The sequence below is a fragment of the Streptococcus dentapri genome (genome assembly GCF_042649885.1).
GTDB classification, from domain to species: domain Bacteria; phylum Bacillota; class Bacilli; order Lactobacillales; family Streptococcaceae; genus Streptococcus; species Streptococcus dentapri.
This window is the reverse complement of sequence record NZ_JBHSAC010000042.1, coordinates 1-20,264: the sequence shown is the minus strand read 5'-3', so window position 1 is coordinate 20,264 and position 20,264 is coordinate 1. Positions and strand designations below refer to the sequence as shown.

The following is a 20,264-nucleotide window of genomic DNA, read 5'->3' as shown; positions in this document are numbered from 1 at the left end:
TTTAGTATACTCCTAAACAGAGCAAAAAGCTCTTAGAAATGCAATTCCAAGAGCTTTGTCTTCAGTCTGAAGGCTGCTCTAGAGCAGCCTTTGTGTCTATTATCAATCTTGTTTTTGTTTTGATTTGTTCCTTTAAAAGCAATCATAAAGATAGATATAAAATGAAACGTTCGTTATTAAGCTCTGTTTTTTGACGGAACATGGTAAAACATTCATTTATATGATAAAATACTAATAATATTTGATGAAGAGGTGTAGATTGTGAAAGCTATTGTTACAGTTGTCGGAAAAGATACCAAGGGTATCGTTGCTGGTGTTTCTACGAAAATTGCTGAGCTTGATTTGAGTATTGATGATATTACACAGACAATATTAGATGAATATTTTACTATGATGGCGATCGTTTCATCTAAAGAAAAGAAAGATTTTACAGTTTTGCGCTCAGAATTGGAGGCTCTGGGAGAAACTTTAAATGTTAAAATCAATATTCAAAGTTCTGCTATTTTTGATGCCATGCACAACTTGTAATGTAAGGCTGAAGGAGTTGTTTAAATGGATATAAAACAAGTCACCGAAACTATTGCTATGATTGAAGAGCAGAATTTTGATGTTCGTACTATTACCATGGGGATATCACTGCTTGATTGTGTTGATTCGGATATTAATAAAGCGGCTGAAAAAGTTTATCAAAAAATTGTAGACAAGGCTGGTAGATTAGTTGCAGTTGGCGATGAAATTTCTGCAGAATTAGGTATTCCCATTGTTAATAAGCGGGTGTCCGTCACGCCTATTTCAATTATTGGAGCAGCGACAGATGCAACAGATTATGTTCCCTTGGCCAAGGCTCTTGATCGTGCTGCCAAGGAAATCGGTGTTAATTTTATCGGTGGATTTTCTGCTTTGGTGCAAAAGGGCTATCAAAAAGGTGATAAAATCCTGATAAAGTCTATTCCGCGTGCTTTGGCTGAGACAGATTTTGTCTGTTCCTCTGTCAATATTGGTTCAACCAAGTCTGGCATCAATATGACAGCTGTTGCCCACATGGGAGAAATCATAAAAGAAACTTCCGCTATTTCTGAAATGGGACCGGCTAAACTGGTCGTTTTTGCTAATGCTGTTGAAGATAATCCTTTTATGGCAGGTGCTTTCCATGGTGTGGGAGAGGCAGATGTGGTAATCAATGTTGGTGTCTCAGGCCCTGGTGTTGTTAAACGTGCGCTTGAAAAAGTTCGTGGAGAAAGCTTCGATGTGGTGGCTGAAACAGTTAAAAAGACAGCTTTTAAGATTACCCGTATTGGTCAACTTGTCGGTTCTCTTGCTTCTGAGCGGCTGGGTGTGAAATTTGGTATTGTTGATTTATCACTGGCCCCTACACCTGCAGTTGGCGATTCTGTTGCCCGTGTCCTAGAGGAAATGGGTCTAGAAACAGTTGGTACTCACGGGACTACGGCAGCCTTGGCTCTCCTCAATGACCAAGTTAAAAAAGGTGGAGTTATGGCTTGTAACCAAGTCGGAGGTCTCTCTGGTGCCTTTATCCCTATTTCGGAAGACGAAGGTATGATTTCTGCCGTGCAGGCAGGTTCGCTCAATCTTGAAAAATTGGAAGCTATGACAGCTATCTGTTCTGTTGGTCTTGATATGATTGCTATTCCCGAGGATACACCGACTGAAACAATTGCTGCCATGATTGCAGACGAGGCAGCTATCGGTATTATCAACCAAAAGACAACAGCAGTGCGAATCATTCCTAAAGGTAAAGAAGGGGATATGATTGAATTTGGCGGCCTTTTGGGCAGTGCCCCTGTCATGTCAGTCAATAAAAATTCATCAGTAGACTTTATTGCGCGTGGCGGTCAAATTCCAGCCCCAATTCATAGTTTTAAGAATTAATGCATCAGACACTTATTGATTTGATAAGTGTTTTAATTTGCGCAAATTTGTTATAATAATAAGAAAATCCGAAGAGGGCTTTGTTATGATTAAAACGAGATTATTTATTGCGCGTCACGGTAAGACGATGTTCAACACCATTGGGCGTGCTCAAGGCTGGTCTGATACCCCTCTCACTCAAGAAGGAGAACGTGGGATTGAAGAGCTGGGCTTGGGTTTAAAGGCCGCGGGTCTACACTTTGTTGCGGCCTATTCTAGTGACAGCGGGCGTACTTTGCAGACTATGGAGATTATCTTGCGGGAGTTAGCTCAAGAAAATATTCCTTATAAGCGCGACAAGCGCATCCGGGAGTGGTGTTTTGGTAGTCTTGATGGAGGTTATGATGCGGAACTCTTTAACGGTGTTCTACCCCGTGTTTTTGATAAACCTGTTGAGGAGTTAGCCTATAAGGATATGGCGGATGCCATTATAGCTGTTGATACCGCTGGTTGGGCAGAGTCTTGGGAAGTTTTGCGAAATCGCATTCTATCTGGTTTTACAGATATTGCTAAGGAAGTGGAGAGTCATGGTGGCGGCGATGCTATTGTAGTTAGTCATGGGATGACGATTGGGACTTTAATGGGACTGATTGATCCTAGTCTTCCTCGCAGTTTAGCTTTGGATAATGGTAGCATTTGTCAGGTGACTTATGAGGATGGTCAATTTCATATTGATGCTATCGGTGATATGTCCTATCGCCAAAAGGGTCGAAAAATTTTAGAAGAGGAAGTGCATGAGAGAGCGTAGAAAAACTGTCCTTGTCCTCCTTATTATTGTTTTAGTTTTTATTTGTGGTTATGCTTTTTTCCATAAGGGAGATGAAAATAAGGTGGTAAAAACAGTTGCGACAAAAAATGGGCAGGGTTTTAAATCATCTTCACAAAGTAAAAGTTCTGAAATATCTGATTTACCAAACGTTTCTTCCGATGATTGGAACTTAATTTTGGTTAATCGTGATAATATTACTAAGGAATTAAATCCAGATTTAGCTTATGTGGATGGTAAACCGGTTGACGCTCGAATTGAAGAGGATGTCAAAGATTTTTTGGCTGCTGCACAAGAGATCGATAGTCGAGAACACTTAATTTCTGGTTATCGTACTGTCGAGTACCAAAAGGAACTCTTTGACAACTATGTTCAACAGGAAATGGGTCAAGATTCAAGCCTTAGTGAGGAAGAAGCCGAAGAAAAAGTTAAGACCTATTCACAGCCAGCTGGTGCCAGTGAACATCAAACTGGTTTAGCGATTGATATGAGCACTGTTGACAGCCTTAATGAGAGTGATGCTAGTGTTGTTGAACAGCTAAAAGAAATTGCTCCTAAGTATGGTTTTGTCCTGCGTTTTCAGGAAGATAAAAGTGACTATACCGGTGTAGGCTATGAAGATTGGCACTTCCGTTATGTTGGGAAGGCATCGGCTAGGTATATGACGGAGCATAACTTGAGTTTGGAAGAGTATGTTGTTTTATTAAAGGAGAATAATCAATGAGATCAAGGCTAAAACTTCGGCCTTTTCTAATGGTTTTTGGCTTATTTTTGGCCATCATCATTTTGCCACTATTATTAAATATGCGTACTAAAAGTGTAGATACTAAAGTATCTACGGCTTATACTCAAGGGTCTTTTATCAAAGAAATAGCCCCTCTGGCTCAAAAATTATCGGACTCTTATGGGATCAAAGCATCGATCATCATTGCTCATGCTTCTTTGTCATCAGATTATGGCTCCAATTTATTGGCGGCTCGGTACAATAATTATACAGGTACAGTTGCTCAAGTTGGCCAACCAAAGATTGCCTTGAAGACCCAATCGTATGAAAATGGTCAGCCGCTTACAATCAAGCAACCTTATGCTGTTTATACTGATTGGCAGGACAGTCTCTATGATTATGTGGCAGAAATCAAGTCTGGTATGTGGGGCAAGCAGCTTTACAATAGTTTGGCAACAGCTGAAGACTATGTCACAGCTGCTAGAGCACTGCAAAAAGCTGGTGTTAGAAGTGATACTAACTATGCGGATGAACTCATCTCAGTCATTCAACAGCACAATCTGACTAAGTATGATAAATAAAGAGGTGATAGAGAAACCCAGATTGATATACTCCCCTTATAGTGGACAATGAAAAAAAACAGAAATTCATTAGAAACTGTAAGGGGAGTTTCATCTGCCAAAACCTAGGAAGGCATTCGTAGAAGATAAATTAGAAGTTATTAAGCTGTGCTATTTTTATAAGAATCAATATTTTCTATTTTCAAGAGAAGCACAACAACCTTGTTTCTCTTGAAATGGGGAACAAGGCCGTTTCTTAATCTTTTATTATTTATCCTCCACTTGACAAGAGGCAGTTCAGAGTAAGTCTTCTTTACTGCTTTTTAAATATTTTAAAAAATCTGAGATCTTATAGACAAAATTAGCACTCTTTTAAAAGAGTGCTAAAAAAATTATTTTTTCTCTTGACAAGGAATTTTTAAAGGGTATAATAGGAATATAAATTAGCAGTCTAATCGATAGAGTGCTAAAGCAATCTTTTGTTCAGGAGGTTTATGATGATTACGCAACGTCAGAATGATATTTTATCCATCATTATTGAGTTGTTTACTGAGACTCATGAGCCGGTTGGTTCAAAGGTTTTGCAAAACTATATCTCTTCTAGTAGCGCCACCATTCGCAATGATATGGCAGACTTGGAGAAGATTGGTTTGTTAGAAAAGGCTCACACTTCAAGTGGACGCTTACCTAGTCGTCAAGGTTTTCAATATTATGTGAATCATCTGTTAAATCTCGATCGTATAGATGAAGCGGATGTTTATCAGGTTATTAAAGCCTTTGATTTTGAGTTTTTTAAATTAGAGGATTTACTTCAAAAAGCCAGTGATGTTTTGTCAAAATTGACAGGCTGTACGGCGGTTACTTTAGATGTCGAACCTAGTAGCCAGCGCTTGACTGCTTTTGACATCGTTAAACTTAGTCAGCACGACGCTTTAGCTGTAATGACTTTTGACGATTCTAATCTTGTCGTGAGTCAGTTTGCCATCCCCAAAAGTTTCCTCGACGAGGATTTAACGATACTTAGTCAGCTTGTCCGTGAGCGTTTTTTAAACCAGACGGTTATCGAGATTCATTATCGTATCCGAACAGAGATTCCTCAGATTGTGCAGCGCTATTTTAAAACAACTGATAATGTTTTGGAATTATTTGAACATATCTTTAGGGAAATGTTTGTTGAGAAACTGTTCTTGGCTGGTAAAGAAAATCTTCTCAAGTATTCGGATCTTGAAACCTATCGCTTATTTGATAATGGACAGGAGTTAGCTCTGGAGATTCGTAGTCAATTTAAAGAGCACGAAACCTACAATATCCGATTGGCTGATGAAACTAAGGAAGGATTAGTTTCATTGACGCAGCTCTCTTACAAGTTTTTGATTCCTTATCGAGGTTTTGGGAGTTTAAGTCTGATGGGACCAGTAACGATTGATTATCAGCGTACAATGGGTTTGCTCAATATTATCAGTCGCGTTTTAACAATGAAATTAGCAGATTTTTACCGTTATTTGAGTAGCAATCACTATGAAGTAAATTAAAAAAAAGGAGGCACCATGTCTGAAAAAAAAGATAAAAAGGATAAGCTCGATAAAGAGCTAGAAAAAGAGACTGCTAGCCAGGTTGAAGAGGCAGAGGTTGAAATGGCTGAGCAGGATACTGAAACTAAAAAAAATGAAGAGTTAGCGCAAGCTTTGGAACGTGCAGAAGATTTTGAAAATAAATACTTACGTGCTCATGCTGAGATGCAAAACATCCAGCGTCGTGCTAATGAAGAGCGACAACAACTGCAGCGCTATTGTTCACAAGATCTGGCAAAAGCCATTCTACCAAGTTTAGATAACTTGGAGCGTGCTTTGAGTGTAGATGGCTTGACTGATGAGGTCAAAAAAGGGCTCGAGATGACTTACGATAGTCTGATTCAAGCTCTCAAAGAAGAGGGCGTTGAAGAGGTTGAGGTTGAAAATTTTGACCCCAATTTCCACATGGCAGTTCAGACTCTACCAGCTGATGATGCTCATCCGGCTGATAGCATAGCAGAGGTCTTCCAAAAGGGCTATCAATTACATGACCGCTTATTACGTCCGGCTATGGTAGTGGTTTATAACTAACTTACAAATATTTATAAAAATCTTGTCCGCAATGACGTTAAACTATAATTAAAAATAAAGAAGCGAATAGCTCGCAAAAGTCCGACCGAAATGTCTCGAAACTATACTTAACTAAATTAATTTTAAAAATCGAAAGGAATTGAACCCGAACCGAAAACTCGAAATTTAGAGAACTTACCTATGAAATCTTGATTTTATAGGCAGGTTCCTAAAATTCTATCGTTTTCTAGTGGTTCTTGGTATCTTAATTATGTCTAAAATTATTGGTATTGACTTAGGTACAACTAACTCAGCAGTTGCAGTTCTTGAGGGAACGGAAAGTAAAATCATTGCAAATCCAGAAGGGAACCGTACAACACCATCTGTTGTTTCTTTCAAAAATGGTGAAATCATTGTTGGGGATGCAGCTAAACGCCAAGCAGTAACAAATCCAGATACAGTTATCTCAATTAAATCAAAAATGGGAACATCTGAAAAAGTTTCTGCCAATGGTAAAGAGTATACCCCACAAGAAATTTCAGCTATGATTCTGCAATATATCAAAGGTTATGCAGAAGATTATCTAGGTGAAAAAGTTGATAAAGCGGTTATCACAGTGCCAGCTTACTTCAATGATGCTCAGCGCCAAGCAACTAAGGATGCTGGTAAGATTGCTGGTCTTGAAGTAGAACGTATTGTCAATGAACCGACAGCAGCAGCCCTTGCTTATGGTCTTGACAAGACTGACAAGGATGAAAAAATCCTAGTATTCGACCTTGGTGGTGGTACATTTGACGTGTCAATCCTTGAATTGGGTGATGGTGTTTTTGATGTATTAGCAACAGCTGGTGACAACAAACTCGGTGGTGATGACTTTGACCAAAAAATCATTGATTACTTGGTAGATGAGTTTAAGAAAGAAAATGGTGTTGACCTCTCAAATGATAAGATGGCTTTGCAACGTTTGAAAGATGCGGCTGAAAAGGCTAAAAAAGATCTTTCAGGTGTGACACAAACACAAATCAGCTTACCATTTATCACTGCTGGGGATGCTGGCCCGCTTCACTTGGAACTTTCTCTGACGCGCGCTAAATTTGATGATTTAACTCGCGACCTTGTGGAACGTACAAAAACACCTGTGCGCCAAGCTCTTTCAGACGCGGACTTATCCTTGTCAGAAATTGATGAAGTTATCCTTGTTGGTGGATCTACTCGTATCCCTGCTGTTGTTGAAGCCGTTAAAGCTGAAACTGGTAAAGAACCAAATAAATCTGTTAACCCTGATGAAGTGGTAGCTATGGGTGCCGCTATCCAAGGTGGTGTTATCACTGGTGATGTTAAAGACGTTGTCCTTCTTGATATCACACCATTGTCACTTGGTATTGAAACCATGGGTGGAGTCTTCACAAAATTAATTGATCGTAACACAACCATTCCAACTTCTAAATCACAAGTCTTCTCTACAGCTGCTGATAACCAGCCAGCCGTTGATATCCATGTTCTTCAAGGTGAACGCCCAATGGCAGCGGATAATAAGACACTTGGTCGTTTCCAATTAACAGATATTCCTGCGGCTCCTCGTGGTGTACCACAAATCGAAGTCACCTTTGATATCGATAAAAATGGTATCGTTTCTGTTAAAGCAAAAGATCTTGGTACACAAAAGGAACAACATATTGTTATCAAATCTAACGATGGTCTCAGTGAAGAAGAGATTGATCGTATGATGAAAGATGCTGAAGCTAATGCTGATGCTGATGCTAAACGTAAAGAAGAAGTTGACCTCAAAAACGAAGTTGACCAAGCAATCTTTGCGACAGAAAAAACCATCAAAGAAACAGAAGGTAAAGGATTTGATGCTGAACGTGATGCGGCTCAAGCAGCTCTTGATGAATTGAAAGCTGCTCAAGAATCAGGTAACCTTGATGACATGAAGGCGAAACTTGAAGCTCTTAACGAAAAAGCACAAGCTTTGGCTGTTAAACTTTATGAACAAGCAGCGGCTGAGCAACAAGCGGCAGGCGGCGCTGAAGGTGCAGCGGATGCAAGCTCAAATAAGGATGATGACGTTGTAGATGGAGATTTCACCGAAAAATGAGAACAAGACAGAAATCGGTAATTTTGGAGAAAATTGATTTCGTTGTCTTGCTTCTACTCAATCAATCACTGCATCCTTGCAAGTCAGGCTATTTGGATAATAGGGAAAGAAGTCTGTTTGCTATCTCCCTAGCTCAAAAATCTGGTCGTCAGACTTGCTAAAATCATAGAGATTCAGAGGTTGTTAAACCAGCCTCTGTTTTTCCATAAAGAGGGAATAACCCTCTACTCATATCTAAAAAGTCAAGTAAATTTGATGAGGGTATGAATTTGGGAATGATCGGTCCTTCAATTCTTAGAAAAAATTAACTGAAAGAAAAAGTGTTCATAACTGAACACGGGTTGCGGATTGTGTCAAAAGGATAACTGATTCCTAGACGTAAGCGTCTTCGTCACGTTTCATAGATGACTGTATCCGTTTAACGCCCTTAGTATCATACGAAAGGAGATGAACCTGCCCTAAAAGCGGTGTGAAAAGATAAATCATTTAGAAAATCAAGATTTGCTGTTGATTTCCTATTCTCACTTTGCTTCTTTACGGGCTTGGTATCTTATATGAACAATCAAGAATATTATGATCGTCTAGGGGTCTCTAAAAATGCCTCTCAAGATGAAATTAAAAGAGCTTATCGTAAAATGTCTAAAAAGTACCATCCGGATATCAACAAGGAACCTGGTGCTGAAGACAAATATAAGGACATTCAAGAAGCCTATGAAACATTGAGTGATGAGCAAAAACGTGCTGCCTACGATCAATACGGTCCAGATGGTGCAAATGCCGGCTTTGGCGGTGGTGCTGGAGGCTTTGGTGGCTTCGACGGTGCTGATTTTGGCGGTTTTGAAGACATCTTTTCAAGCTTCTTTGGTGGCGGTGGTACCAGTCGAAATCCTAGTGCTCCGCGCCAAGGAGATGATTTACAGTATCGACTGAATTTAAAATTTAAAGAAGCTATTTTCGGTACTGAAAAAGACATTACCTATAATCGCGAATCTGAATGTCATACCTGCCAAGGGACGGGAGCTAAACCGGGGACTAGCCCAGTAACTTGTAGTCGTTGTCACGGTCAAGGTGTTATCAATGTAGATACTCAAACGCCACTTGGTATGATGCGTCGTCAAGTAACCTGTGATGTCTGTCATGGTACTGGTAAAGAAATCAAAGATCCATGTTCAACCTGCCAGGGAACAGGGCATGAAAAGAAATCTCATAAGGTCTCTGTCAAGGTTCCAGCAGGGGTTGAGACAGGACAACAGATTCGTCTTCAAGGTCAAGGGGAAGCTGGTTTTAACGGCGGTCCTTATGGTGATTTGTTTGTTATCATCAATGTTCTTCCAAGTAAAGAATTTGAACGCGATGGTTCAACTATTTATTACACTTTGAATATCAGCTTTGCTCAAGCAGCTCTTGGTGATACGGTTGAAGTTCCAACTGTTCATGGTGATGTTGAGTTGACTATACCTGAAGGAACCCAAACAGGTAAAATTTTTCGTCTGAAAGGCAAGGGGGCTCCGCGTTTGCGAGGAGGTAGTCAAGGCGACCAGCATGTCACGGTCAAGGTGGTGACACCAACCAAATTGAACGATGCTCAAAAGGAGGCTCTGCTAAACTTGGCAGCAGCCAGTGGTGAAAATAATATCCAACCAAAGAAAAAAGGCTTTTTTGACAAAGTTAAAGATGCCTTTGAAGGGGAATAAAAAGGTCAGAGTAAATGCTCTGACCTTTTTGTCTGGGGACAGATTTCTTATTTTTCTCTGGTTTCAACTTTGGGAAAATGCTAGAATGAAAACATGGTAAGATATAAGGCGGTTATTTCCTACGATGGGACGCTTTTCGTGGGCTTTCAGAGGCAGTCACAAGGACGTTCAGTTCAGGAAGAGTTAGAAAAGACTTTACAAAAATTAAACAGTGGTCAACCTGTTCAGGTACATGGTGCGGGACGTACAGATAGTGGAGTTCATGCTTATGGTCAGGTGGTTCATTTTGATCTCCCCCAAGTACGCGATGAGGAAAAACTGCGTTTTGGTTTGGATACGCAGTCACCAGAAGATATTGATGTCATCAGTATCGAACAGGTATCTGATGACTTTCATGCGCGTTATAATAAGCATAATAAAACCTATGAATTTTTAGTGGATATCGGTCGTCCTAAAAATCCTATGATGCGCTACTACGCTACCCATTATCCCTATCCAGTTAATGTAGAGCTTATACAGGAGGCAATTAAAGATTTGCTGGGAGAGCATGATTTTACTGGTTTTACCGCTGCAGGAACATCGGTAAAAAATAAGGTTAGGACCATCACTCACGCAAGTGTAGAAGTGGATATCAAGACAGGATTTCTTATCTTTACTTTCTCAGGAACAGGTTTTCTCTATAAACAAATTCGTAACATGGTTGGTACGCTTTTAAAAATTGGTAATGGTCGAATGCCCGTCAGTCAAATTCAGGCGGTCCTGGAAGCTCGTGATCGTAATTTAGCTGGACCGACAGCTGCGGGTAATGGGCTCTATCTTAAGGAGGTAATTTATCGTGACAGCTTATAATATTCTAGCCATTTCTGGGAATGATATTTTTAGTGGGGGTGGGCTCTATGCCGATCTCAATACCTACACTATCAATGGTCTTAGGGGGTTTGTGGCGGTTACTTGTTTAACGGCCGTGACAAATCAAGGTTTTGAAGTCTTCGCGACCAATGATCAAGTTTTTAAAAACCAGCTCAACAGTTTGAAAACGGTTGATTTTTCAGGGATCAAGCTGGGCTTATTGCCTAATTTAGCTGTTGCCACATTAGCGCTGGATTTTGTCAAGAAAAATCAAGATATTCCTGTGGTGCTAGATCCGGTTCTGGTCTGCAAAGAAAATCATGATATAGAGGTCAGTGTCCTTAGAGATGAGTTATTGAAATTTTTCCCTTATGTCACTATTATTACCCCAAATTTAACAGAGGCAGAGTTATTGACGGAAAAATCAATAAAGACTCTGGACGACTTGAAAGAGGCTGCCAAGATCCTCCATAACCTGGGAGCTAAAACCGTTGTTGTTAAGGGGGGAGAACGTCTAGATTCAGATCAGGCCTTGGATGTTTTTTATGATGGGGAAAAATTTGAAGTTCTTTCATATCCGCTACTTAAAGAAAATAATGTAGGGGCGGGCTGTACCTTTGCATCGGCTATTGCCAGTCAACTAGTTTTAGGAGCGCCTGTCTTTCAGGCGGTCAAAGCAGCCAAGAACTTTGTTTACCAAGCGATTTTACATTCAGACCAATATGGGGTGAATCAACATTATGCAGAAGATTGATACCAAGGATTTAACCTTATTAGCTCTTATGACAGGATTGAGTCTCGTTTTAGGGCTCATTCATGTGCCAACGCCAACCGGATTTCTGACTCTCTTGGATACGGGAATCTTTTTCACATCCTTTCTGCTGGGAAGTCGTCGTGGGGCAATTGTCGGAGGATTGTCGGCTTTTCTCTTGGATTTGTATTTAGGTTATCCTCAATATATGGTTTTTAGTTTATTAGCACATGGTGCACAAGGCTACTTTGCGGGTTGGCAGGGGAAAGGTCGTCTTTTAGGCTTGCTTTTAGCCTCTGTGATTATGATTGTGGTTTATATTTTGGCAGCTTTTGCTTTAGGTTATGGTTGGGGTGGAGCTATTGCTGGTATATGGGGCAATTTTTGCCAGAATACTTTGGGTCTCGTTTTGGGCTTTAGTTTTTACCGAGCCTTTACAAGAGTTTTTCCTAGAAGATGAGGTGTTGTATGGATTTAGAGGTGTTGAAAGAACAAGTAAGAGCGATTACTACTGATATTATTGAACGATCAGCTATAAAAGCTGGACAAATTTTTGTGTTAGGGTTATCGTCCAGTGAAGTTGCTGGAGGGATTATTGGTAAAAATTCCAGTACTGAAATTGGAGAAGCAATTGTTGGAGTCGTTTTGAGGGAGACTCTAAAACGTAGTATTCATCTGGCTGTTCAAGGCTGTGAACATCTTAATCGTGCTTTGGTCATTGAAGAAGTCGTTGCTGAGCAAAAAGATTTAGAAATAGTTAATGTCTTACCTAGTCTGCATGCCGGAGGTAGTGGACAATTAGCTGCTTTTAAGTTTATGGAAAATCCGGTTGAAGTTGAAGAGCTAGTCGCTCATGCTGGTTTGGATATTGGAGACACTTCGATTGGCATGCACGTTAAACGTGTTCAGGTGCCGCTGATTCCTATTCAGAGGGAATTAGGGGGAGCGCATGTAACTGCTCTAGCCAGCCGTCCTAGGTTAATTGGTGGGGCCCGGGCAAAATATAAGGAAGATCCTATTCGTAAATTTTAAGAATTGACTGCTAAAAAGGTCTGAGTATGAAAATTCAGACCTTTTTTGTTGGCATTATAGCGTTAGCACTCGGTGTTGGGAGGGTAATCCCTTCTTGCAAAAGAGCCTCTTGATAGAGACGGTAGAATTTTGAATAGATATTCTGTTGTTCCCCGCTCTGGACAAAAATATTCACCCGAAATACAAACTGTCCATTGATGGCATTGCGTGGTCCTAGAATGTTTGGAAGGCCAGTCACTTCAGGACAATTGGGAATTTCTCGATCGTTGACCTCTTTAATGATCTGTGTGATTCGGTCGAGGTTGGTAGTTGCATAGATAGGAATATCAATTTGAGCGCGCATATCACCACGGGATTGATTGCTGACTAGGAGTATTTCGCGGTTTGGAATAAAATGTAAAGTCCCATCGAAATCGCGAATCTGAGTTGTTCGGATACCAACATTGGAAACAATTCCAGTGACGGTATCGACCGTAACGGAGTCTCCCACATCAAATTGTCGCTCGATAAGAATAAAAAAGCCATTGACAAGATCAGATAGAAAACCTTGGGCTCCTAAACCAATTGCTAAACCGGCGATTCCGGCACCAGCTAGTAAACTTGAAACGGGCAGTCCCAGAATTGATAAGATCCAATAAATTAGTAAGAAATAAAGAAAGTAATCCATAAGATTATGGAGCAGCTTGAACAAGGTCTTACGTCTACTTGGATCCTGACCTAAAATTTTTGGTGAATTCTCAAAAAAACGCTCAAACACAAGTCCAGCAATCTTTTTGCCGATGATAAAAAGAATGATCAGGAGAAGAAGCGACACTGTTTTGGATAACAAGATAACAGCTAAATCCTCAAGGTGAAGCGATTCCCAATATTTTATTAAAATTGTCATGCGATATCCTTTCGTTCCTCTAGTCTAACAAAAAATTTCTGATGTGACAGTTTTGAAGCAATGGATAAGGATTTTCATATAAAAAACTTTAAAAACGCCTTGAATTATGATAGACTAAAGTGTATTACATTTTTAAGGAGAAAAGACAGATGTCTGTATCATTTGAAAACACTGCTGCTAACCGTGGCGTGCTTACATTTACCATTAGTCAAGATCAAATTCAACCAGCCCTCGACACAGCCTTTAATAAAGTGAAAAAAGATTTAAACGTACCAGGTTTTCGTAAAGGCCACATGCCACGTGCGATATTTAATCAAAAATTTGGCGAAGAAGCTCTTTATGAAGATGCCCTGAATTCTATTTTGCCAACTGCTTATGAAGCAGCAGTAGCTGAAGCAGCATTAGAAGTTGTTGCGCAACCTAAAATTGATGTTGCCTCAATGGAAAAAGGTCAAGATTGGACACTGACAGCAGAGGTTGTCACAAAACCAGAAGTTAAATTAGGTGACTATAAAAATCTTGAAGTATCAGTAGAAGAAACAAAAGAAGTTACTGACCAAGAAGTTGACGATAAAATTGAACGTGAACGCAATAATTTAGCTGAATTAACCATTAAAGATGGCACTGCTGAAAATGGTGATACAGTTGTTATTGATTTCGTAGGAACTGTTGACGGTGTTGAATTTGACGGAGGTAAGGGAGACAACTTCTCGCTTGAGCTCGGTTCAGGTCAGTTCATTCCTGGTTTTGAGGAACAATTGGTTGGTTCAAAAGCAGGTGATGAAGTAGAGGTTAAGGTAACTTTCCCATCAGACTATCAAGCAGATGATCTTGCCGGTAAAGATGCTGTGTTTGCTACGACTGTACATGAAGTTAAGTCTAAGGAAGTTCCAGAACTTGACGATGAGTTGGCAAAAGATATCGATGAGGAAGTGGAAACCCTCGATGAATTGAAGGATAAGTATCGTAAGGAACTTGAGGCTGCTAAAGAAACTGCCTACGATGATGCTGTTGAAGGTGCGGCGCTTGAGTTGGCTGTTGAGAATGCTGAAATTGTCGAATTACCAGAAGAAATGGTGCATGACGAGGTGCATCGTGCTATGAACGAATTTATGAGCAATATGCAACGTCAAGGTATTTCACCTGAAATGTACTATCAATTGACAGGTACTACTGAAGAGGATCTTCATAAACAATACGAGGCGGATGCTGATAAGCGTGTTCGTACAAATCTTGTTATTGAAGCTATCGCAGCAGCGGAAGGATTCGATGCAACTGATGAAGAAATCGAAAAAGAAACAGCAGACCTTGCAGCTGAGTACAATATGGATGTTGAACAAGTTCGCTCTCTTCTATCATCAGATATGCTCAAGCATGATATCACAATGAAGAAAGCTATCGAAACTATTACGAGTTCAGCTAAAGTCAAATAATTGCAGAATCGAGCTGTTGTTGACAGTTCGATTTTGATTTGATAAAAGTTTTGACGAAATATGATTTTTAGCGTAAAATAATAATTACTGAAAAATGGGTTAGGTTAAAGTCCTAATGGTTTAAAAAGGAGAACCACTTTGGAATTAGAAGTATTTGCTGGACAAGAAAAAAGTGAACTATCAATGATTGAAGTTGCTCGTGCTATTTTGGAAATACGTGGTCGTGATAATGAAATGTACTTCAGTGATTTAGTCAATGAAATTCAAAACTATCTGGGAAAATCCGATGCGGATATTCGTCAGTCGCTTCCTTTTTTCTACTCAGATTTAAACACCGATGGCAGCTTTATCCCACTTGGCGAAAATAAATGGGGCCTGCGTTCATGGTATGCAATTGATGAGATTGATGAAGAGGTTATCACACTTGAAGAAAATGGTGAAGATGTACCTAAACGTAAGAAAAAACGTGTCAATGCCTTCATGGACGGGGATGAAGATGCGATTGATTACAATGATGATGATCCCGAAGATGAAGATGACTTCACACCAACAGATGTTGAGTATGATGAAGATAACCCAGATGATGAAAAATCAGAAGTAGAATCTTATGATTCAGAAATCAACGAAATCATTCCTGATGATGAAGTCGAAGATGAAGATGTTGAATTAAATGAATCTGATGACGATGAAGATGAGGAATTTCCGGAAGAAAATGACTGATTTTTCTCATTGACAAATGAGCCCAGTTAATCTATACTAATTATCGGGCACCTCTTTTAGAGGTCGGACAGCTCCCTACATGAATAGGGAGCTATTTTGTTTTTGCCAGATATTTTTATATTAATATTAGAATAGACTGGCAAACCTCTTGGTTTTCGTTATGTGTAAATGATATTATTAAGGAGTTTGTATGACAAAATATATTTTCGTCACAGGTGGCGTCGTTTCCTCTATTGGTAAAGGGATTGTAGCAGCTAGTCTTGGACGTTTGTTGAAAAATCGTGGACTTAAAGTTACCATTCAAAAATTTGATCCTTATATCAATATTGATCCCGGAACCATGAGTCCTTATCAACATGGAGAAGTTTATGTTACCGATGATGGAGCTGAAACTGACCTTGACTTGGGACACTATGAGCGTTTTATTGATATCAATCTCAATAAGTATTCAAATGTCACAACTGGTAAAATCTATGATGAAGTTTTGCGTAAGGAGCGTAAAGGAGAATATCTGGGAGCCACCGTTCAGGTTATTCCTCATATCACAGATGCTCTGAAAGAAAAAATCAAACGTGCAGCGACAACAACAGATTCAGATGTCATCATTACTGAAGTCGGTGGAACCGTTGGGGATATTGAGAGTCTTCCTTTTCTGGAAGCTCTTCGTCAGATGAAGGCAGATGTCGGTTCAGACAATGTTATGTATATTCATACTACTTTATTGCCTTATCTAAAAGCAGCAGGTGAGATGAAAACCAAGCCAACTCAACATTCTGTTAAAGAGTTGCGCGGTCTAGGAATTCAGCCAAACATGTTGGTTATTCGAACAGAACAGCCAGCTGGACAAAGTATTAAAAATAAATTAGCTCAATTTTGTGATGTTGCACCGGAAGCTGTTATTGAATCACTTGATGTTGAACATATTTATCAAGTGCCTCTCAATATGCAGGCTCAAGGTATGGATCAAATTGTCTGTGATCATTTGAAGATTGATGCTCCTAAGGCTGATATGACGGAATGGTTAGCTATGGTTGACAAGGTCTTGCATCTTGAAAAATCTACTAAAATTGCTTTGGTTGGTAAATACGTTGAATTGCCGGATGCTTATCTATCTGTGGTAGAAGCTCTCAAACATTCCGGCTATGTCAATGATTCTGCTATTGATCTCAAGTGGGTCAATGCTAACGATGTCACAGCTGAAAATGTTTCAGAACTACTAGGTGATGTTGATGGCATCATTGTTCCTGGCGGTTTTGGTCAACGCGGGGCAGAAGGCAAGATACAAGCGATTCGCTATGCGCGTGAAAATGATGTCCCTATGTTGGGTATTTGCTTAGGAATGCAGTTGACTTGTGTTGAATTTGCTCGTCATGTTCTCAATATGGAGGGAGCTAATTCAACAGAGTTAGACCCAGATACGGACTATCCAATTATTGATATCATGCGCGACCAAATTGATGTTGAGGATATGGGAGGAACTCTTCGTCTAGGACTCTATCCATGTAAATTGAAACCAGGTTCAAAAACTGCGGCTGCTTATCATAATCAAGAGGTTGTACAGCGTCGTCATCGCCATCGTTACGAATTTAATATGAAGTTTCGTGAAGAATTTGAAAAAGCTGGCTTTGTTTTCTCTGGTGTATCACCAGATAATCGTTTGATGGAAGTGGTTGAACTACCCGATAAAAAATTCTTTGTCGCCGCTCAATACCACCCAGAATTACAAAGCCGTCCCAACCGTGCCGAAGAATTGTACACAGCTTTTCTTACAGCAGCAGCTGAAAATTCAGCTAATTAAAGAATAATTACAGTCCAGAATGCAGTTCTGGACTGTTTTTGATAAAAATCAAAAATAATATTGACAAGCTAGATGTCTGTTGATATAATATTCACTGTTGTTAATAACAGCGGAAATGGCGGAATTGGCAGACGCGCAGGACTAAGGATCCTGTGACCGCTTGAGGTCGTGGGGGTTCAAGTCCCCCTTTCCGCAAATGAGCTGGCTGAGGCCAGCTTTTTTGTTTATATAAGGAGATAGAAAGGAGACGCAAAGTGGATATTGAGGCGAATTACAGCTTACATGGCAGAACATTTAGGAGATGGGGTTTCCTTGGAAAAAGCTGCCCAGCATTTCCATTATGCGCCATCTTATTTTTCCCGCCAGTTTAAAAAATTACTGGTGTGACCTTTCGTAAATATTTAGAGTCTATGCGGATACAGGCCAGCATGAGAAAGTTACTGGCTGAAGAAGGCAATGTAACGCATATTGCCGGTCAAGTTGGCTATGACTATAGCAGTAATTTTTCAAAAATATTTCGCAAGCGAATAGGGAGTCAGGCTAAGGGCTATAAGTCTTCTGCTAATTTGTCCTATAGGGTTTTGAAAGACTTTGTAAAAACCAAAAAAAGTCTTCATTATCACCGTTTTAAAGATATACTGACTAATAATCAGGTTAAGATTAATCTCATCTATTCGAAAGGTTACCAGCCAGACTTAGTATTTGTTGGTCTTTTTCCCGATCCTTTGCCTAATCAAGTGCCAATTACAGCTATTGCAACAGCAAAGACAAAGGCTATCTATCTGAATCAGATACCAGCAGGAAGTTATATCTACTTGCTTGTGACCTTGCTGCGGATACCAATTTCTTTTCTGCTTTTATCATGCTGGACAATTATCGCAGCAGGCATGATGACCCTTTCATCTTTGATGAGGATTCTAGTTATGTTGTTAATCTTTTGATGGAAAGGCCTCAGCCTCATCATCCTTTAATTACGGCTAATCTGCCGAAATTAGTCATGGACAGCCTTTTAAAGAAGTCAAAATAGGAGAGAAAAACCTCGCAAGGGATATTTGGATTTGAACGAGAAAGAGCTGAAAGAGCTAGATTATTGGGTTGATAAAGCGCTGATGTTTAATAGTACATTGTAAAGATGAAAAAGTTTTATTGTACCTATACATTTTCCGATTTGAAAGCGGTGAGAGTTGCTAATATCCTTGTTTTGGAAAAGGTTTTAAAATTCTTTTGAGGCTGGATTTTTATGTTAATTTATGCTAAAATTAACTTTGTAAACGGGTGCAGACCCAAAAAATTAATAGGAGGCCTATATATAATGGCAATCGTTTCAGCAGAAAAATTTGTCCAAGCGGCTCGTGACAATGGTTATGCAGTTGGTGGATTTAACACGAACAACCTTGAGTGGACTCAAGCTATCTTGCGTGCAGCAGAAGCTAAAAAAGCTCCAGTACTTATCCAAACTTCAATGGGTGCTGCTAAATACATGGGGGGGTACAAAATGTGTAAGCTTCTCATTGAGACACTTGTTGAATCAATGGGAATCACTGTACCAGTTGCTATCCATCTTGACCACGGTCACTACGAAGACGCACTTGAATGTATTGAAGTAGGTTACACTTCAGTTATGTTCGATGGTTCACACCTTCCAGTTGAAGAAAACCTTAAATTGGCTAAAGAAGTTGTTGAAAAAGCTCACGCCAAAGGTATCTCAGTTGAAGCTGAGGTTGGTTCAATCGGTGGTGAAGAAGATGGTATCATCGGTGAAGGTGAATTGGCACCAATTGAAGATGCTAAGGCTATGGTTGAAACTGGTATTGACTTCTTAGCTGCGGGTATTGGTAACATTCACGGTCCTTACCCAGACAACTGGAAAGGTCTTCATCTTGATCACTTGCAAAAATTGACTGAAGCTATTCCAAACTTCCCGATCGTATTGCATGGTGGATCAGGTATCCCTGATGATCAAATCCAAGCAGCTATCAAACTTGGTGTTGCTAAAGTTAATGTTAACACTGAATGTCAGTTGGCCTTCTGTGCTGCTACTCGTAATTTCGTACACGAATTTGATGCTAACGAAGCAGAATACATGAAGAAAAAACTCTTCGACCCACGTAAATTCTTGAAACCTGGTTTCGATGCTATTACAGAAGCTGTTGAAGAACGTATCGATGTATTCGGTTCAGCGAATAAAGCTTAATGGAGCTAAACAAGATAAAAGGACAATCGTAAGATTGACCTTTTTCTTATGCTTAAATTAAGGTTGAGATAGAATCGACAGTTAAATCATTCTGTGAACTTATCCTTGATAGGGAGCAAACAAAGCATAGTCAGAGTAGGTTTAAAAATAAGCCCTGCTTGTAGTGTTGTCTGCAAAGCCATCTATACTTGTAGATATTGTCCTGATTAGGCTAGTTATACAAGTATATTAGTTTAAAAATATAGTAAATTTAGTTGTTTTCGTTAACTTTAAAAATAAAGGAGAGCAGATTGATCAAAATGAATTGAAACTTGATTGATACGTCATTTCATCTGTTTCTTATTCATATCTGTCCCTGATTTTGAGAAAAACTGTCAATTCTATTGCTAAACAATTCGTATTTTGCTATAATATATCAGTATGTGGTGAAACCTCACCTTAAATTAAGCAGGAGGAAAGCAGATAAATGGCTAAAGTATGTTATTTTACAGGACGTAAAACTCTATCAGCAAATAATCGTTCACACGCAATGAACAAAACAAAACGCACAGTAAAACCAAACCTTCAAAAAGTAACAGTTCTTGTTGATGGTAAACCTAAAAAAGTTTGGGCCTCAGCTCGTGCTCTTAAATCTGGTAAAGTTGAACGTGTTTAAAATAAGAAAGGTCTGAGATTATTGGCACTGCACCCACATAATGGGACAGAAGAAAAACACATTTATGCGGCCAGTTTTCTGTACTCTACAGGAG

General features: G+C 39.6%; 21 protein-coding genes and 1 tRNA gene. 21 read left to right on the top strand and 1 reads right to left on the bottom strand.

Annotation, left to right across the window (positions count from 1 at the left end):
• Window positions 1-261: 261 nt before the first annotated feature.
• The 13 genes from ACFOSE_RS04790 (at window position 262) to ACFOSE_RS04730 (ending at window position 12,484) form a co-directional block, all read left to right on the top strand.
• Complete coding sequence (locus ACFOSE_RS04790; RefSeq protein ID WP_380431205.1) at window positions 262-528, top strand: ACT domain-containing protein; 267 nt, start codon at window positions 262-264, stop codon at window positions 526-528.
• A 24-nt stretch (window positions 529-552) separates the two neighbouring features.
• Complete coding sequence (locus tag ACFOSE_RS04785; protein ID WP_380431204.1) at window positions 553-1,890, top strand: PFL family protein; 1,338 nt, start codon at window positions 553-555, stop codon at window positions 1,888-1,890.
• 85 nt (window positions 1,891-1,975) lie between these two features.
• The gene (locus ACFOSE_RS04780) at window positions 1,976-2,677 is read left to right on the top strand and encodes a histidine phosphatase family protein (protein ID WP_380431201.1); all 702 of its coding nucleotides are present in this window, start codon (window positions 1,976-1,978) and stop codon (window positions 2,675-2,677) included.
• The gene (locus ACFOSE_RS04775) at window positions 2,664-3,419 is read left to right on the top strand and encodes a M15 family metallopeptidase (RefSeq protein WP_380431199.1); all 756 of its coding nucleotides are present in this window, start codon (window positions 2,664-2,666) and stop codon (window positions 3,417-3,419) included. The genes ACFOSE_RS04780 and ACFOSE_RS04775 overlap by 14 nt, the downstream gene beginning before the upstream one ends.
• Window positions 3,416-4,000, top strand: a complete 585-nt coding sequence (locus ACFOSE_RS04770; protein ID WP_380431196.1) for a glycoside hydrolase family 73 protein — start codon at window positions 3,416-3,418, stop codon at window positions 3,998-4,000. The genes ACFOSE_RS04775 and ACFOSE_RS04770 overlap by 4 nt, the downstream gene beginning before the upstream one ends.
• 476 nt (window positions 4,001-4,476) lie before the next feature.
• Entirely contained in the window at window positions 4,477-5,511 is a 1,035-nt protein-coding gene (hrcA, locus tag ACFOSE_RS04765; RefSeq protein ID WP_380431207.1) for a heat-inducible transcriptional repressor HrcA, read from the top strand.
• A gap of 15 nt (window positions 5,512-5,526) precedes the next feature.
• A complete protein-coding gene (grpE, locus tag ACFOSE_RS04760; protein WP_380431194.1) occupies window positions 5,527-6,081 on the top strand; it encodes a nucleotide exchange factor GrpE in 555 nt (184 codons plus the stop codon).
• A 250-nt stretch (window positions 6,082-6,331) separates the two neighbouring features.
• Complete coding sequence (gene dnaK / locus ACFOSE_RS04755; protein ID WP_380431191.1) at window positions 6,332-8,158, top strand: molecular chaperone DnaK; 1,827 nt, start codon at window positions 6,332-6,334, stop codon at window positions 8,156-8,158.
• Between the two features lie 554 nt (window positions 8,159-8,712).
• On the top strand, window positions 8,713-9,852 hold the full coding sequence (gene dnaJ, locus ACFOSE_RS04750) for a molecular chaperone DnaJ (RefSeq protein ID WP_380431188.1): 1,140 nt from the start codon (window positions 8,713-8,715) through the stop codon (window positions 9,850-9,852).
• 93 nt (window positions 9,853-9,945) lie between these two features.
• Window positions 9,946-10,701 (top strand): tRNA pseudouridine(38-40) synthase TruA, encoded by a 756-nt coding sequence (gene truA / locus ACFOSE_RS04745; protein ID WP_380431185.1) that lies wholly within the window; start codon window positions 9,946-9,948, stop codon window positions 10,699-10,701.
• Window positions 10,688-11,455 carry a bifunctional hydroxymethylpyrimidine kinase/phosphomethylpyrimidine kinase gene (locus ACFOSE_RS04740; protein WP_380431183.1) on the top strand — a complete coding sequence of 256 codons (768 nt, stop codon included), beginning with the start codon at window positions 10,688-10,690 and terminating at the stop codon, window positions 11,453-11,455. Before truA ends, ACFOSE_RS04740 begins: the two co-directional genes overlap by 14 nt.
• A complete protein-coding gene (locus ACFOSE_RS04735) occupies window positions 11,442-11,912 on the top strand; it encodes an ECF transporter S component (protein WP_380431180.1) in 471 nt (156 codons plus the stop codon). Before ACFOSE_RS04740 ends, ACFOSE_RS04735 begins: the two co-directional genes overlap by 14 nt.
• 8 nt (window positions 11,913-11,920) lie before the next feature.
• On the top strand, window positions 11,921-12,484 hold the full coding sequence (locus ACFOSE_RS04730; protein WP_380431178.1) for a TIGR01440 family protein: 564 nt from the start codon (window positions 11,921-11,923) through the stop codon (window positions 12,482-12,484).
• A gap of 34 nt (window positions 12,485-12,518) precedes the next feature.
• On the opposite strand, the gene ACFOSE_RS04725 is transcribed toward ACFOSE_RS04730, so the two are convergent.
• Complete coding sequence (locus ACFOSE_RS04725) at window positions 12,519-13,370, bottom strand: mechanosensitive ion channel family protein (RefSeq protein WP_380431175.1); 852 nt, start codon at window positions 13,368-13,370, stop codon at window positions 12,519-12,521.
• 149 nt (window positions 13,371-13,519) lie between these two features.
• Here ACFOSE_RS04725 and tig point away from each other — a divergent pair, with 149 nt between their 5' ends.
• From tig to rpmB, 8 genes are all read left to right on the top strand, one after another.
• Complete coding sequence (gene tig, locus ACFOSE_RS04720) at window positions 13,520-14,803, top strand: trigger factor (protein WP_380431172.1); 1,284 nt, start codon at window positions 13,520-13,522, stop codon at window positions 14,801-14,803.
• A 138-nt stretch (window positions 14,804-14,941) separates the two neighbouring features.
• A complete protein-coding gene (rpoE, locus tag ACFOSE_RS04715) occupies window positions 14,942-15,523 on the top strand; it encodes a DNA-directed RNA polymerase subunit delta (protein ID WP_380431169.1) in 582 nt (193 codons plus the stop codon).
• Window positions 15,524-15,713: 190 nt separating this feature from the next.
• Entirely contained in the window at window positions 15,714-17,321 is a 1,608-nt protein-coding gene (locus tag ACFOSE_RS04710; RefSeq protein WP_380431167.1) for a CTP synthase, read from the top strand.
• Window positions 17,322-17,430: 109 nt separating this feature from the next.
• Window positions 17,431-17,516, top strand: a tRNA-Leu gene (locus tag ACFOSE_RS04705).
• A gap of 87 nt (window positions 17,517-17,603) precedes the next feature.
• The gene (locus ACFOSE_RS04700; RefSeq protein WP_380431164.1) at window positions 17,604-17,708 is read left to right on the top strand and encodes a helix-turn-helix transcriptional regulator; all 105 of its coding nucleotides are present in this window, start codon (window positions 17,604-17,606) and stop codon (window positions 17,706-17,708) included.
• Entirely contained in the window at window positions 17,705-18,262 is a 558-nt protein-coding gene (locus tag ACFOSE_RS04695; RefSeq protein ID WP_380431162.1) for a helix-turn-helix domain-containing protein, read from the top strand. The genes ACFOSE_RS04700 and ACFOSE_RS04695 overlap by 4 nt, the downstream gene beginning before the upstream one ends.
• 371 nt (window positions 18,263-18,633) lie before the next feature.
• Window positions 18,634-19,515 carry a class II fructose-bisphosphate aldolase gene (locus tag ACFOSE_RS04690; RefSeq protein ID WP_380431159.1) on the top strand — a complete coding sequence of 294 codons (882 nt, stop codon included), beginning with the start codon at window positions 18,634-18,636 and terminating at the stop codon, window positions 19,513-19,515.
• 466 nt (window positions 19,516-19,981) lie between these two features.
• A complete protein-coding gene (rpmB, locus tag ACFOSE_RS04685; protein ID WP_380431157.1) occupies window positions 19,982-20,170 on the top strand; it encodes a 50S ribosomal protein L28 in 189 nt (62 codons plus the stop codon).
• Window positions 20,171-20,264 lie beyond the last annotated feature (94 nt).

Excerpts from the sequence above, each read along its gene's own strand:
- ACFOSE_RS04785 (WP_380431204.1), top strand. The coding sequence starts at position 553 with ATGGATATAAAACAAGTCACCGAAACTATTGCTATGATTGAAGAGCAG.
- ACFOSE_RS04780 (WP_380431201.1), top strand. The coding sequence starts at position 1,976 with ATGATTAAAACGAGATTATTTATTGCGCGTCACGGTAAGACGATGTTC.
- ACFOSE_RS04775 (WP_380431199.1), top strand. The coding sequence starts at position 2,664 with ATGAGAGAGCGTAGAAAAACTGTCCTTGTCCTCCTTATTATTGTTTTA.
- ACFOSE_RS04770 (WP_380431196.1), top strand. The coding sequence starts at position 3,416 with ATGAGATCAAGGCTAAAACTTCGGCCTTTTCTAATGGTTTTTGGCTTA.
- hrcA (WP_380431207.1), top strand. The coding sequence starts at position 4,477 with ATGATTACGCAACGTCAGAATGATATTTTATCCATCATTATTGAGTTG.
- grpE (WP_380431194.1), top strand. The coding sequence starts at position 5,527 with ATGTCTGAAAAAAAAGATAAAAAGGATAAGCTCGATAAAGAGCTAGAA.
- dnaK (WP_380431191.1), top strand. The coding sequence starts at position 6,332 with ATGTCTAAAATTATTGGTATTGACTTAGGTACAACTAACTCAGCAGTT.
- dnaJ (WP_380431188.1), top strand. The coding sequence starts at position 8,713 with ATGAACAATCAAGAATATTATGATCGTCTAGGGGTCTCTAAAAATGCC.
- truA (WP_380431185.1), top strand. The coding sequence starts at position 9,946 with ATGGTAAGATATAAGGCGGTTATTTCCTACGATGGGACGCTTTTCGTG.
- ACFOSE_RS04735 (WP_380431180.1), top strand. The coding sequence starts at position 11,442 with ATGCAGAAGATTGATACCAAGGATTTAACCTTATTAGCTCTTATGACA.
- ACFOSE_RS04730 (WP_380431178.1), top strand. The coding sequence starts at position 11,921 with ATGGATTTAGAGGTGTTGAAAGAACAAGTAAGAGCGATTACTACTGAT.
- ACFOSE_RS04725 (WP_380431175.1), bottom strand. The coding sequence starts at position 13,370 with ATGACAATTTTAATAAAATATTGGGAATCGCTTCACCTTGAGGATTTA.
- tig (WP_380431172.1), top strand. The coding sequence starts at position 13,520 with ATGTCTGTATCATTTGAAAACACTGCTGCTAACCGTGGCGTGCTTACA.
- ACFOSE_RS04710 (WP_380431167.1), top strand. The coding sequence starts at position 15,714 with ATGACAAAATATATTTTCGTCACAGGTGGCGTCGTTTCCTCTATTGGT.
- ACFOSE_RS04700 (WP_380431164.1), top strand. The coding sequence starts at position 17,604 with ATGGCAGAACATTTAGGAGATGGGGTTTCCTTGGAAAAAGCTGCCCAG.
- ACFOSE_RS04690 (WP_380431159.1), top strand. The coding sequence starts at position 18,634 with ATGGCAATCGTTTCAGCAGAAAAATTTGTCCAAGCGGCTCGTGACAAT.
- rpmB (WP_380431157.1), top strand. The coding sequence starts at position 19,982 with ATGGCTAAAGTATGTTATTTTACAGGACGTAAAACTCTATCAGCAAAT.